The sequence below is a fragment of the Pseudomonas sp. DNDY-54 genome, from assembly GCF_019880365.1.
In the GTDB taxonomy this organism is placed as follows: domain Bacteria; phylum Pseudomonadota; class Gammaproteobacteria; order Pseudomonadales; family Pseudomonadaceae; genus Stutzerimonas; species Stutzerimonas stutzeri_P.
Window position 1 is genome coordinate 1,899,531 of the sequence record NZ_CP082271.1, and the last position, 13,183, is coordinate 1,912,713.

A 13,183-nucleotide genomic window follows, 5' to 3' on the forward strand; every position below is an offset into this window, starting at 1 on the left:
CGTGGGTAGCAGTAGCGCGTGTCATGCGGTGGTAGGGCCGGTAAAACTCGTTGGGCTCGCCGCAGTCCAAGGCCTGTCTCCACATTTGGAGGCGCCGCGCGCCAACCTCGCAACTTACCTAAGGAGACCCGATGGCCACTATTGACCTGCTGATCAGCGACTGCGATGGCGTGATCGTCGACAGCGAAATCATCAGCCACCGTGTGCTGTTCGAGGCGTTGAGCCTGCATGTCCCGTCCGACAGGCTGAGCGCCGCTTTGGAAGGAACGTTCGGTCTGACGGTGCCCTGCATCATTGACCTCATCGAGAAGCGCTTCGACTTGAAGATGCCCGAGACATTCGATGCCGACTTACGGCGACAAAGCGAGAAGGTGGTGGCGGAAGAGGTCCAGGCGATCCCAGGAGTACGGGAGGCGCTGTGTGCCATCGACTTGCCGCTGGCAGTGGCGTCGAACAGCCGCCTGCACAATGTCGAGTCGTCACTGCGCCGGGCCGGCCTGACCGAGCGGGTTGCGGGCCATATTTTCTGTGCAGAGATGGTGGCTTCGCCGAAGCCTGCCCCTGACGTTTACCTGCTGGCCGCCGAACGCATGGGCGTGGCGCCCGGGCACTGCCTGGTGATTGAAGACAGCCCGACCGGTGTATTGGCCGCCCGTACCGCCGGGATGCAGGTGATTGGTTTCACCGGCGCGAGCCACATTCCGGCCGGGCATGACCAGGCGCTGCGCGAGCTGGGTGTTTCGGCAGTCATCAACGACATGCGCGACCTGCCGGCGACGGTCGCCCGATTCATGGAGGCGTAGATCGCCGGCCTGGATGAGATCAATCTGCTTGCCTTGCGCAACGGTCATCGCCTGGTCTTGTCTGTACTGAATCGGACGAATCGGCGAATACAGATGGTCAAGCGTTGGAAATGGTTTCTCATCCGCATCAGCAAGCGGCCCTGGTTCAGGGCCAGCCTGTATTCGGTGCTCGGCATTGCAACCGCGTTACTGGCCTTGGCGGTGGCGCCCTATATTCCTGATGACGTGCCGACCAAAATTGGTTCGGATGCGGTCGATAACATCCTGGGTGTGCTGGCGTCGAGCATGCTTGCGGTGACCACGTTTTCCTTAAGCATTATGGTGGCGGCTTACGGCTCGGCGACCAGCAACGTGACCCCGCGGGCCATCTCGCTACTGGTCGAAGACCCCACGACACAGAACACCCTGTCAACATTCATCGGGTCGTTTATCTTCAGCCTGGTCGGCATCATTGCGTTAAGTACCGGGCTGTACGGGGAGAAAGGCCGGGTCGTATTGTTCGCAGCGACCATCGCCGTGGTCGTTCTGGTCGTCTATGCGCTCTTGCGCTGGATTGACCAGCTGTCGGGACTGGGTAGGGTTGCCGAAACCACTGCGCGCGTGGAAAAGGCAGCCACCGGCGCGCTGTGCCAACGAATGAACCAGCCTTTTCTCGGCGGCTGCCCGCTTGAGGTTGACCCGATTGCACTGCCGGGCGCACGCCCGTTATACGCGGAGAAGGTTGGCTTCGTGCAGCACATCGATATGCCCGCGTTGGGCGAGCTGACGAAGTCGGAAAACAGCGCGGTGTACATCTGCGTACTACCAGGCGTCTTTGTCGAGCCGACCCAGCCGATCGCCTGGTCCATCGGAATCGAAGCCGAGTGTGACGACGCACTTCGCAATGCCTTCGTTATTGGCGCGCAGCGCACCTTCGAGCGCGACCCGCGCTTCGGTATCACCGTTATGGCGGAGGTTGCCTCGCGGGCGCTGTCGCCGGGTATCAACGACCAGGGCACGGCCGTCGACGTCATCGGGCGGGGCGTCCGGGTGCTGTCGCATCTGTCCAGGCCAGTGCCGCCCGAGGAGCCGAAGTATGACCGGGTTTATGCGCCAGGGCTGAGCGTGGCGGACATGTTGGATGACTTCTTTACGCCCATTGCGCGTGACGGCGCGGCGATCGTCGAAGTGGGGATCCGGATTCAGGAAGCGTTGGCTTCGTTGGGTCGCCTCGGCGACGCGGCCGTCACAGTCGCCGCACAGCGACAGGCGGAGCTGGCGCTCAAACGAGCTGAAGCCGCCTTGACCTTGTCCGAAGACTGGCAGCGCGTGCGACAGGCTGGCGCCGCGGGTGGTCTGGCAGGGCCAGCGGTTTAGCCGATGCCGCACGGTGGTCTTGCGTTGCGAGCGCATAGTGCCAAACCTTACTTTTCCTTTACGTCCGCTTCACACGAAGCTGACCGTCGTCAGCGTAGAGTCTCCTCCAGGCTGACGGAACAGCCAGCTCCATTGGGTGGGTTTGCCGCGGCGGTCTGTTGGTTCGTGAAACAGCCGTACTGAAGCGGCAGCCCGCTGTTTTTTTTGACCTAGACTTTTGCATCGCGCCAGAGCGGGTCGGTGCTAATCATTCGTGGGAGAGCAGTCACCATGATCGTTCCTAAAAACTGCCTGGCTGTCGTGGCCGGCGTCGCTTTATTTGCCCAAGCGCTGGTGGTACAGGCCGCGCTACCCGATTTCACACCGTTGGTTGAGGACGCCTCGCCGGCGGTGGTCAACATCAGTACCAAGCAGAACAAGCCCGTGCGTGGCGGACCGGTGCAAATGCCGGATCTGGAAGGCATTCCACCAATGTTCCGGGAGTTCTTCGAGCGCGGCATGCCTCAGCAGCCCGATCGCCGTCGAGAAGCGCAATCGCTGGGCTCTGGCTTCATCATTTCTGAAGATGGCTACGTGCTGACGAACAACCACGTTGTTGCCGACGCCGACGAAATCATGGTTCGCCTGCCTGACCGTAGCGAGCTGCAAGCCAAGCTGGTGGGGGCCGACCCGCGCAGTGATGTCGCCCTGCTGAAAATCGATGGCGATGATCTGCCCACAGTGAAGATCGGTAACTCTGAGGAGTTGAAGGCGGGCGAGTGGGTCGTTGCCATCGGCTCGCCGTTCGGCTTCGATCACACCGTGACAGCCGGTGTGGTCAGCGCGACCGGTCGTAGCCTGCCCAACGAGAGCTATGTGCCCTTCATTCAGACCGATGTGGCGATCAATCCGGGTAATTCCGGAGGGCCGCTGTTCAATCTGGACGGCGAAGTGGTTGGCATCAACTCGCAGATTTTCACCCGTTCGGGCGGTTTCATGGGCTTGTCGTTCGCGATTCCGATCGACGTCGCCATGGATGTCGCCAATCAACTACGTGAAGATGGAAAAGTGAGCCGCGGCTGGCTTGGGGTGGTCATCCAGGAGGTAAACAAGGATCTGGCTGAATCGTTTGGTCTCGACCGTCCGGCCGGCGCGCTTGTCGCCCAGGTCATGGATGGAGGTCCGGCCGCTAAAGGGGGCCTCAAGGTCGGTGATGTGATCTTGAGCTTGAACGGCAAATCCATCGACATGTCCGGCGACCTTCCGCATTTGGTGGGTGCGCTCAAGCCAGGCTCGACGGCAAAGCTGGAGGTTGTTCGTGATGGCGACCGCAAGAATCTGAGCATTGAAATTGGCGCATTGCCTGAAGAGGGCGATCTCCTGGCCTCGGCCGGTGGTTCGGGCGGCGCCATGAGCAGTGATAACCGGCTGGGTGTGTCTGTGGCTGAACTGACCGAGGCGCAGCGTCAGGCGCTTGAAATCAGCGGAGGCGTGGTGATTCGTGAGATCAGCCAAGGCCCTGCGGCAATGATTGGGCTACGCCCGGGTGATGTCATCACGCACCTGAACAACGAAGCCATTGACTCGGTTAAGACCTTCACCCGCGTGGTCAAGGCGTTGCCGAAAAACCGTTCAGTATCGATGCGCGTGCTGCGTGAAGGCCGGGCGAGCTTCATCACCTTCAAACTGCCCAAATAGCACTCCACCCTCCGCCAAAAAGCCCGCCTCGCGCGGGCTTTTTTTCGTCTGGGCTGAACATTCTTCCGCGGCGCTGTGCAGTCCGCGAACTCGCCGCCAACCAATAGCTCCATATGGATTGACTACATTCGAGGATGCTTCGATGAAATTTCCTGTGACGCTGGGCCTGTTGATGCTGCCTGCGCTGGCTGCGGCGGCTCCACTGGAGCTCGAACGTGAACTGAACGACTTGAACGTCAACGTCGAGGTCAGCGATCTGGCCACCGACACCGAGGCGGGTATCGAGTCCGGCCGGGTCCAAGTGACTATCACTAACCGTGAGCAGTTCAAGGTTGCATGCCAGCTGCTCCCCGGCGAGACCGAAGCGTCGCCGGGGCTGAATAGCAGCCCCATCACCATCGTCGCGCCCGAGGAGCGTCGCGCGCTTACGATGAGCGGCGAGTACGGTGATTCGACCTTGAACGCCGTCCTGAGCTGCATTCGGGATGAATGACAGCGTCAGCGGTGTCGTCGCTAAGACTGGATCACCATGAAACGCTCAGACGCGGTGCCTCACGGCCTGCACCACCGGAACGGCAGGCGCATGCCCTTGCATGAATGGTGAACGACGCACAAAAACGTTCGTGCAAAGGAACCGACTGAGACCGCGAGGTATCCGAGCCAGGTCGGATGTCGCGACGCTCAAATTCATGGTTGGCTGGTATCTCTGGATTTTGCCCCACGTACGGTTTTGCTCGCTCACTGATGAGCGACGTGTGGCTTCGAGGGAGCGGGGCTGGGCGATGCTCCGGTTCTCTATGAAGCCATGCTGACCGCGAGCAGATCGCTTAAGCTAGTGCGTCCCATCCGTTGCTGCACCGCTTCGCAAATCGTTCCTGCCCAGGTCCAACCGGACCGTTAGAGGTGAAGTTATCTTGAATCCGTTAGGTGGAGCCAAGCCGCGGCGTACCGTGCCGTTGCGTAGTCGTCTGTTGACGATTGCCCTGGCTGGGATTTTGCCGCTAGCACTGGTCGCCGGGCTGGGCATGCTCTCGATTGTCGGTGAGCAGAAGGAATTGGCGAAGCAGCGCAGTCTGGAGGCCACGCGCCTGGCCGCGACGGCCGTCGAGGTAGAGCTCAGCCGGTCACTCAATGTCCTGCAGGCGCTATCGCAATCCCCTTTGCTTGATAGTGACGACATCGACGGGTTTGCCGACATGGTGCGTCGCGTGTTGCCGTCCGTGCCCAGCTGGTACGCCGTGCTGGTAGTCGGGACCAAAGGTGAAGTCATTCGGCGTGTGTCCATGCACGATGCCCCTGAGTCAGAAATGATCGGTGAACGGCGCAGTTTCGATGAGCTGATCCGAACCGGTGAACCCCAGGTTGGCAGTATGACCCAGGGACCGGGCGGCGTTTGGGGCATTCCGTTGCGTGTTCCGGTGCACGACGATCACGGCTTGCGTTACGTATTGACGGCGGTGCTCAAGCCGCAGGCGATCGCCGATGTTATCGCCAACCGAAGGCTACCGACCGGTTGGGTCAATACCGTATTGGATGCCAACGGTGTGCGTATCGCCCGCGCATTGCGTCACCAGGAAACGATGGGGCAACCTGCCTCTCCATCGCTTGTCGCCCTGCTGGGCAGCAATGCGAGGACGGAAGGGATCGGGTTGTCCAAAACAGTAGAAGGCATTCCCACGTTCACCTCGTTTGTCCGTCTGGAGCGGTCCGATTGGGTCGTGGCGACCGGCGTGCCGTCCGATGTGGTGGAAGCCGGCGCGACACGCGCGTATACGCTGTACGGCGGGGGGTTGCTGCTGTCCCTTGGATTGGCGGTGGCGGCTGCGCTTTTCGCTACGCGGCGAATCAATGTGCCCATGAGGCACCTGCGGCGGGCCGCGCAGGCGATCGGCGAAGGAGCAAATGTCGACGCCCCAGACAGCGAAATCGAAGAGATTCGAGAAGTTGGCCGCGCGCTTGCCATGGCGGCACAGGCCCGCAAGGCGAGCGAAGCTGAGCGAGACAGCATGTTGTCCCGCCTTGAGCTGGCGCAGCAGGATCTGACCCAGCAGGTCAGTGATCTGGAGCTGGTACAGGAACTGAGCAACCGGTTACTGCAGATGCCGTCGCTCGACGAGCAGCTGCAAGCCATCATCGAAACCCTGTGCAAGCTCCACGGCGCCGCCCATGGCTTGCTGGCGCTCAGCGATGGGAGATCACCGCTTCGCATCCATGCGTCGAAAGGGTTTTCGCTCGACTCGCTGGCGTTCATGGATAACGTACAACCCGGCCTTGGGGCGTGCGGCATCGCTGTTCAGCAGGGCAGCCGGGTAGTGGTAACCGACACCGAGACGGATCCGCGCTTCAGCGAGTTCGTCTCGGTGGCACGCCGTGAAGGCTTCCGCTCGGTGCACAGCACGCCCATTCGGCACAGCGACGACAGCGTATTCGGCACCTTGACGGTACAGCTCAGGGAATCGCGCTCGCCGACTGAACGGGAGATCCGGCTGGCCGATCTCGCGGCAGGGATGGCAGCGGTTTTCATCGATCGCGCACGGGCGCAATCGAAAGTTGGCATGCTCGAACAGCGATTACAGGTCGCATTGGACTCGTCCACTGTGCCGTTTTCCATCGTGACGCCGGTCATGAGTCCAGGCGGAAGTCCGGATGATTTCGTTCTCGAGTTCATCAATCCGACCGGCGCGACCAACCTGCGCGGGACGGTGTCCAGCCTGACGGGGCGGCGCCTGCGCGAGGTGCTCGGCGCGGATGCCAACCCGCAAGCGCTGCTGACCCTGCAAGATGTTGTTCGTTTCAAAGAGCCACGGGACGTGGAGTTGCAGAGCACCGCGTTTGAAGCCGATCGCTGGGTTCGGCTGGTCGCCACGCCATTCGATAACAGCATCGCCGTGTGGTTTGCCGATGTGACCCAGGCCAAGCACCAGGAGCAGGCCATCCTCGAATCGGACCGGCGCAAGGATGAGTTCCTTGCCACCCTGGCGCACGAGCTGCGCAATCCGCTCGCACCGATCAGGTTGGCCGCCGGAATCTTTGGTTCCCCGAGCGCCTCGGGCGCCCAAAAAGCACGCAGCCAGGAGATCATCGAGCGACAGGTGCGGCACATGGCGCTGTTGCTCGATGATCTGTTCGATATATCTCGCATTACCCTTGGAAAGCTGGTGCTGCGCAAGGAGCAACTGGATCTGCGTATGGTCGTCGAGGCGGCCATCGAGACGGCGCGAGCGAAGATCGAGTCCAAGCAGCACGAGCTGGTCGTGACGATGCCGACGGAACCGATTTTGCTGGACGCCGATCCGCTTCGGCTCGAACAGATCCTGACCAATCTGCTCAATAACGCCGCGAAATTCACCCCAAATGGCGGCTCGATTCGCGTCACCGCCGTGCATGAAGGGGAAACCGCCACGGTATCGGTCGCCGATAACGGCCTGGGGATCGCACGGGAACATCTCAGGCTGATCTTCGAGCGCTTCGCCCAAGTTCCGGTTGCCGGCACACACATCAATACAGGGCTTGGGATTGGCTTGGCGCTGGCCAAGGGCCTGGCGAAACTGCACGGTGCGGACATTCGCGTGCGCAGTGAAGGGCTGGGACAGGGCGCCGAATTCAGTCTGATACTGCCGGTGCAGCCTGCTGTTCCTAAAGCTGAGCGCAGCAGCACCATTGAAGCCGGCACACAGCGCAAGCGCCGCATACTGGTTGCCGACGACAATCATGATATTGCCGAAACCATGGCTGAGATTCTTCGCCTGGAAGGGCATGAGGTGCATCTGGCGTTTGACGGCAACGAGGCGTTTGAACGCTATCAGCAGCTCCGGCCAGAGGTCGTGTTGTTGGACATCGGTATGCCAGGCCTGCGAGGCGATCAGGTTGCTCGGAAGATTCGCGCCGAGCCCACGACGTTCCCGGTGCAGCTAATAGCCATTACCGGCTGGGGACAGCCGAGCGACAGAGAGAACGCGTTCGAAGCCGGCTTCGATGTTCACCTGACCAAGCCCGTCGACATCGCCCGGCTGATAGCCGTCGTCGGGGTGTGAACGATTGTTCAGAGAGAGTCGATCCAGCGCTTGCGGTCTCAGCGCCACAACTGTGCCGGGTGTGCCGGTAATCTGCTCGCCGGCATACCCCCTCTGGTTTTTTCGCGGACAGCAAAAATAGCGGGTGCCGTAACCGGTTTTTTCTGGCACCTTTGCGGCTATGTTGTAGCTGCCAGCGCCTCTCCGGCCTGGCGCAGCAATGATGTGGTATCGGGAGAGACTGCAGCGGCCTGGCCGGCTGCGGCGCCGAAGGAGCAACCGCCCCGGAAACTCTCAGGCAAAAGGACCGTTACCACAGGTTTGCAACTCTGAAGAGCCGTCGGGCCGTCGTCGCCCGCCGCACCGAAGGAGCAAGCGAGTCTCCACTCGTGAAACTCTCAGGTCCAGAACAGAGGGGGCGTTCGATCCGCTTGATGCGGACGAGCTCTAACCCCTGACGTCTGGAGCTTTGCATAATGAAAAATATTGCTGTTGTAGGTGGCGGTATCACCGGTATCACCACCGCCTACGCGCTGGCCAAGCGCGGTTTCGCCGTGACGCTGTTCGAAAAACATCGCTACGCGGCGATGGAAACGTCATTTGCCAACGGTGGTCAGCTATCAGCGTCCAATGCTGAAGTCTGGACGCACTGGTCGACCATCCTCAAAGGCATCAAATGGATGCTCAAGAGCGACGCGCCGCTGCTGGTCAATCCCAAACCCAGCTGGCACAAGCTCTCCTGGTTCGCTGAGTTCATCGGCTCAATCCCGCAGTACCGTCACAACACCGTCGAAACCGCACGCATGGCGATTGCCGCGCGGGAACACTTGTTCGCCTGGGCCGAGGAAGAGGGTATCGACTTCGATCTGAAGAAGGCCGGCATTCTCCATATTTACCGCGACAAGGCTGGCTTCGACCATGCTGGTAAAGTCTCGACCATGCTGGCGGAAGGGGGGCTACCACGGCGCAGCGTGACGCCAGACGAGATGCGCGCCATCGAGCCGACCTTGGCCGGGCAGTATTACGGCGGCTACTACACCGAGTGCGATTCGACTGGCGATATCCATAAATTCACCAATGGTCTGGCTTCGGCAGCGATCCGTCTTGGTGTGGAGTGTCGCTATGGGCAGGACGTTCGACGCGTGGCGACGGATGGCAAAGGCGCGAGCGTAACCCTCGCGGCTCCAACCGGCGAAGAGACGCTGCACTTCGACGGCATCGTCATCTGCGCGGGCACTGCCAGCCGGGCGCTGGCGTCGCAGCTGGGTGATCGCGTGAACATCTACCCTGTGAAGGGCTATTCCATCACGGTGAACCTGAACGACGAGGCCAGTCGCGCTGGCGCACCTACGGTAAGTCTGCTGGACGACGAGACCAAGCTGGTGACCAGTCGCCTGGGGGATAGCCGCTTGCGCGTTGCCGGAACGGCCGAGTTCAACGGCTACAACCGTGACATTCGGGCTGATCGAATTCGCCCGCTGGTGGAGTGGGTCGCCGAGTGTTTCCCAGGCGTCAGCACGCAGAGCGTGGTGCCTTGGGCCGGGCTGCGACCGATGATGCCAAACATGATGCCTAAGGTTGGTCGCGGCAGTTCGCCATGCGTGTTCTACAACACGGGCCACGGCCACCTTGGCTGGACGCTTTGCGCCATCACCGCTGACATGGTGGGTGACGTAGTACGCGACTCGTTGGGGACCACTGCTTCAGCAACTCCAAGCGGAGCGCAGCCCGTCCACGCGTGATGATCGATAACGGTGGCTGTGGCAGCAGCCGCAGCCGTCGTTTTCGGCGTGGGAATAAGGTTTCAGAGCGCCCACGCATCGCCGCGTAAGCGCTTGGCGCATTGATCACTCGCTAGAAATGACTTCCGTGATCGCTTGCATCAGCGCTGCCTGGGAAAACGGCTTCGCCAGCAGAGGAAGCTCTCCTGCAGCTGTACCGGCCGGTATTTCGGCATAGCCACTCACCAGCAGTACGGGCAGGCTCGGTTGTTCATTTCGCACCTCGAGAGCCAGCTGCGCGCCGGTCATCTTTGGCATCGCGTGGTCCGTGATCAACAGATCGAACCGCGACTCGCGCAAGCGCTCCAGCGCCTGCGCAGCGGAATGAGCGGTAACGACGTGATGCCCTTCATCGCGCAACATTTCCGCTGTATTGAAGAGCACCAGCACGTCATCGTCGACGGCGAGAATGTTCAGGCGATCCAGACCGGTCTCGCTGCTACCGAGCTCGACACTGACGTCAATCGACCGCGTAGCTTCTCCTTGTATTGCCGGCAGCCAGATCTGCGCGGTGGTGCCGATGCCGACCTCGCTGGACAATACCAAGGCGCCGCCAGATTGTTCGGCGAAACCGTGCGCAATGGACAGCCCGAGCCCCGTGCCTTTACCCACCCCCTTGGTGGTATAGAAGGGCTCTGTGGCGCGCTGCAGGGTGGCTTCGTCCATGCCGTGGCCCTGGTCTGTGACCGACAGGCATAGGTACAAACCGGGCATCAGGCCGTGCTGACCTTTCGATCGCTCGCAGTGTGCCCTGATCAGAATCCGACCCTGACCTCCTATGGCATCACGCGCATTCAGCGCCAGATTGAGCACGGCCGTCTGTAGTTGATTGGGGTCGGCTTCAATCTCGGGCAGGTCGGGGTCGACGCGGGTGTCGATGATCACGGTCGGATCGAGTGAACGCTCCAATAACTCTGTCATCTCGGCGATGAGCTGACCCGGTTGTATCCGCTCGGCCAATAGGTCCTGCTTGCGGGCGAAGGCCAGCATCCGACGGGTCAATGAAGCGCCCCGCTCAGCACCGATGCGCGCATTATCGATCAGCCGTAACAGTGGAGAGTCCGAAGGGACCCGCTTGCGCAACAGCTCGAGGTTGCCCATCACTGCCGTTAACAGGTTATTGAAGTCGTGGGCGATGCCTCCCGTCAGGTTACCCAGCGCTTCCATTTTCTGAGCTTGCTGAAGCGCTTGCTCCGCTTCCACCCGTGCGGTGCTGTCCACGGCCTCCGGCACGAGTCCGGCCACCTCGCCGTTCTCGTCGAGAACCGGGCGTATGGAAAAATCGAACGAGCGTGTTCCGCCCGGCAGTTCGAGCTGCATGCTCAGGTAGTCGCTTCCGCCGCTCGCAGCGGTCGCGACACACGCCATGACAATTGATTTCATGCCCGGTGTCCTGGCGAACCAGGGCGCTTCCCAGAACGGCAGGCCAATCACGTCCGCAGGTTGGGCGCTTGCCCCGGCAAGCGAGGTCGGGTTGGCGTAGACGATGGTACCGTCGTTGTTCAGCAGCCACTGATACAGGTGCGAGCTGGCCGCTACGGTGCGGATTTGCGCCTCGCTCTGGGCCAGCGCGGCGGTTCGTTCAGCCACCTGACGCTCGAGCTCCTGTCGAAAGCGCTGTTCAGCAAGTCGCGCAGCCGCTTCGGAGCGCACCCGCTCGATGTGCGCCCAGGAGCGCTCCGTCACTTCGGACAGCAGGGCCAGCTCCTCGGGCTTCCAGACGCGTGGTGCCTTGTCGTGGATCGCCATGAGCGCCGTCAGCTTGCCTTCTTTGATCAGCGGCAGGCAGATCGTCGCGGCCAGCTCGATGTCGAGAAAGGTGGCAGCTTCGTGCGGCGGTAATTGCTTGGCGTTGTCGTTGAGAATCAGCGGTTGGCCGGCCTGCAGCCTGGTCACGGCCAGCTGACCGAACGCGGCGAGACTGTAATGACCGACGATCCCCTGTGCGCCGGGTGCCGCCCAGTTGCCGCGGATCGTAAAGCCGTCCTCGTCCGGGTCCATATCCGCGTAGGCGCAGACGGACACACCGAGGTGCTCGCCGAGCAGCCGCGTCGTCACCGTAAGAATGGTGTCGGCATCGTTGCTGACTGCGATGGCTTTGCCCAACCCATCGAGGAAGTGCATCCGTCGCTCCGCCAGCGCCCGCTGCGTGACGTCGTGGCCCTGCATGAAGATGCCACTGACCGCGCCTTCACGATTGATCACCGGCTGAAAGACAAAATCGAGAACAAAGGTTTCTTCGGCGTCTCCTGGGGTGCGTTGGATCGTCAGCTCAACGGCGTTCCCCACGTAGGCGATACCAGTCCGGTACACCTGATCGAGCAACTTGATGAAGCCTTGCCGCGCTATCTCGGGAAGCGCGTCGCGAACTGACAAACCGAGCAGCGTTCGATTGCCGACAAGGTTGCAATAGGCCGGGTTGGCCATCTCGAAACGATGATCCGGGCCGCTCAACATCGCCATGATCCCGGGTGCCTGGACGAACAGCTGCGTCAGGCGCTGTTTTTCCGCTAGCAGATGACGCTCAGCCCGGACGCGCTCCGTGGTTTCCACGACGAACGCGATGACGCCAGCCGGACGCCCCGTCTCATCCAATACGGGTGAGTAATCGAGGTTCATCCAGACTTGCTCTGGCCGCCCGTTGCGATGCAGCGTGAGCTCTTGGTCTTTGTAAGCCAGGATGCCCCCAGCAAGGCAGACACGCATGACCCGGTCATTGAAGTCAGCGACCTCCGGCCAGCCTTTGCGTACCTCTGACCCGAGTAAGGTTGGGTGCCGGCCCGCAGCGAATACCGAGTAGGCATCGTTGTAGAGCATGATGCCCTGTTCGCCCCACAGCACCACGATAGGCACCGGCGACAACAACATCATGGCGGTCACGGTCTTCAGGCTTTGCGGCCACTGCGCCGGTGGGCCCAGTCCCGCGTCGCTCCAATCATGGGCGCGAATGAGCTCACCTAGCTCGCCGCCGGCCGCAGGAAACACGGCGGGGTGAACAGGTTGGGGCGCCATGCTTGTGTCGAGTGTCATCGGAAGGCTCGTTTCAACGGAGAGAAAACGCAGTGGTGGCAAAAGGCCTTTATGGTATGCCGTTAACAGGTCGTCCGGGTGGCTAATTGTTGCCAAGCTCGCTGTCGAGAGCTTTGATCACAGGGCTGTCACAAAGTTGGCATGAATTATCGACAATGTGCGCTCGGTCATAAATCAGTCATCCCGCATGAGCACTTCAAGTAATTCGATTTCGAACAGCAGGTTCGAATTGGGCCGGATGTGCTCGCCGATCTGGCGATCGCCGTAGGCGAGGTGGGCGGGTACGAAGAGTTTGCGCTTACCGCCAACCCTCATTCCCATGACGCCGATGTCCCACCCCTTGATCACGCGTCCGGTGCCGATCACGCATTGGAACGGCTTGCCACGTTCATACGACGAGTCGAACGGCGTTCCATCTTCCAATTGGCCACGGTAGTGCGTGGTGATGAGGGCACCTTTGACCACGGCCTTGCCGTCGCCAAGCTGAAGATCGTCGATCTGCAGTTCATTGTTCATTCAGATT

8 protein-coding genes and 2 riboswitches are annotated in these 13,183 nt (G+C 61.1%); of the genes, 6 read left to right on the forward strand and 2 right to left on the reverse strand.

Annotated features, from left to right (window positions below; genetic code table 11):
• Window positions 1-131: 131 nt before the first annotated feature.
• The 6 genes from K4O48_RS08965 to K4O48_RS08990 all read left to right on the forward strand — a co-directional run bounded on the left by K4O48_RS08965 (window position 132) and on the right by K4O48_RS08990 (window position 9,591).
• Window positions 132-803 (forward strand): HAD family hydrolase, encoded by a 672-nt coding sequence (locus tag K4O48_RS08965; protein WP_222911663.1) that lies wholly within the window; start codon window positions 132-134, stop codon window positions 801-803.
• 93 nt (window positions 804-896) lie between these two features.
• Window positions 897-2,159 carry a DUF2254 domain-containing protein gene (locus K4O48_RS08970; protein WP_222911664.1) on the forward strand — a complete coding sequence of 421 codons (1,263 nt, stop codon included), beginning with the start codon at window positions 897-899 and terminating at the stop codon, window positions 2,157-2,159.
• A 270-nt stretch (window positions 2,160-2,429) separates the two neighbouring features.
• Window positions 2,430-3,836, forward strand: a complete 1,407-nt coding sequence (locus K4O48_RS08975) for a DegQ family serine endoprotease (RefSeq protein ID WP_222911665.1) — start codon at window positions 2,430-2,432, stop codon at window positions 3,834-3,836.
• A gap of 142 nt (window positions 3,837-3,978) precedes the next feature.
• On the forward strand, window positions 3,979-4,329 hold the full coding sequence (locus K4O48_RS08980) for a hypothetical protein (RefSeq protein ID WP_222911666.1): 351 nt from the start codon (window positions 3,979-3,981) through the stop codon (window positions 4,327-4,329).
• Window positions 4,330-4,750: 421 nt separating this feature from the next.
• A complete protein-coding gene (locus tag K4O48_RS08985; RefSeq protein ID WP_222911667.1) occupies window positions 4,751-7,870 on the forward strand; it encodes an ATP-binding protein in 3,120 nt (1,039 codons plus the stop codon).
• 201 nt (window positions 7,871-8,071) lie between these two features.
• Window positions 8,072-8,169, forward strand: a riboswitch (glycine riboswitch).
• A 1-nt stretch (window position 8,170) separates the two neighbouring features.
• A riboswitch (glycine riboswitch) is annotated at window positions 8,171-8,272 on the forward strand.
• A gap of 53 nt (window positions 8,273-8,325) precedes the next feature.
• Complete coding sequence (locus tag K4O48_RS08990; protein WP_222911668.1) at window positions 8,326-9,591, forward strand: D-amino acid dehydrogenase; 1,266 nt, start codon at window positions 8,326-8,328, stop codon at window positions 9,589-9,591.
• A gap of 105 nt (window positions 9,592-9,696) precedes the next feature.
• On the opposite strand, the gene K4O48_RS08995 is transcribed toward K4O48_RS08990, so the two are convergent.
• Both K4O48_RS08995 and K4O48_RS09000 read right to left on the reverse strand, forming a co-directional pair.
• Complete coding sequence (locus K4O48_RS08995; RefSeq protein ID WP_260523715.1) at window positions 9,697-12,660, reverse strand: PAS domain-containing protein; 2,964 nt, start codon at window positions 12,658-12,660, stop codon at window positions 9,697-9,699.
• A 174-nt stretch (window positions 12,661-12,834) separates the two neighbouring features.
• Window positions 12,835-13,176, reverse strand: a complete 342-nt coding sequence (locus K4O48_RS09000; protein WP_222911669.1) for an FKBP-type peptidyl-prolyl cis-trans isomerase — start codon at window positions 13,174-13,176, stop codon at window positions 12,835-12,837.
• Window positions 13,177-13,183: the final 7 nt, after the last annotated feature.

Excerpts from the sequence above, each read along its gene's own strand:
- K4O48_RS08995 (WP_260523715.1), bottom strand. The coding sequence starts at position 12,660 with ATGACACTCGACACAAGCATGGCGCCCCAACCTGTTCACCCCGCCGTG.
- K4O48_RS08990 (WP_222911668.1), top strand. The coding sequence starts at position 8,326 with ATGAAAAATATTGCTGTTGTAGGTGGCGGTATCACCGGTATCACCACC.
- K4O48_RS08965 (WP_222911663.1), top strand. The coding sequence starts at position 132 with ATGGCCACTATTGACCTGCTGATCAGCGACTGCGATGGCGTGATCGTC.
- K4O48_RS08975 (WP_222911665.1), top strand. The coding sequence starts at position 2,430 with ATGATCGTTCCTAAAAACTGCCTGGCTGTCGTGGCCGGCGTCGCTTTA.
- K4O48_RS09000 (WP_222911669.1), bottom strand. The coding sequence starts at position 13,176 with ATGAACAATGAACTGCAGATCGACGATCTTCAGCTTGGCGACGGCAAG.
- K4O48_RS08970 (WP_222911664.1), top strand. The coding sequence starts at position 897 with ATGGTCAAGCGTTGGAAATGGTTTCTCATCCGCATCAGCAAGCGGCCC.
- K4O48_RS08980 (WP_222911666.1), top strand. The coding sequence starts at position 3,979 with ATGAAATTTCCTGTGACGCTGGGCCTGTTGATGCTGCCTGCGCTGGCT.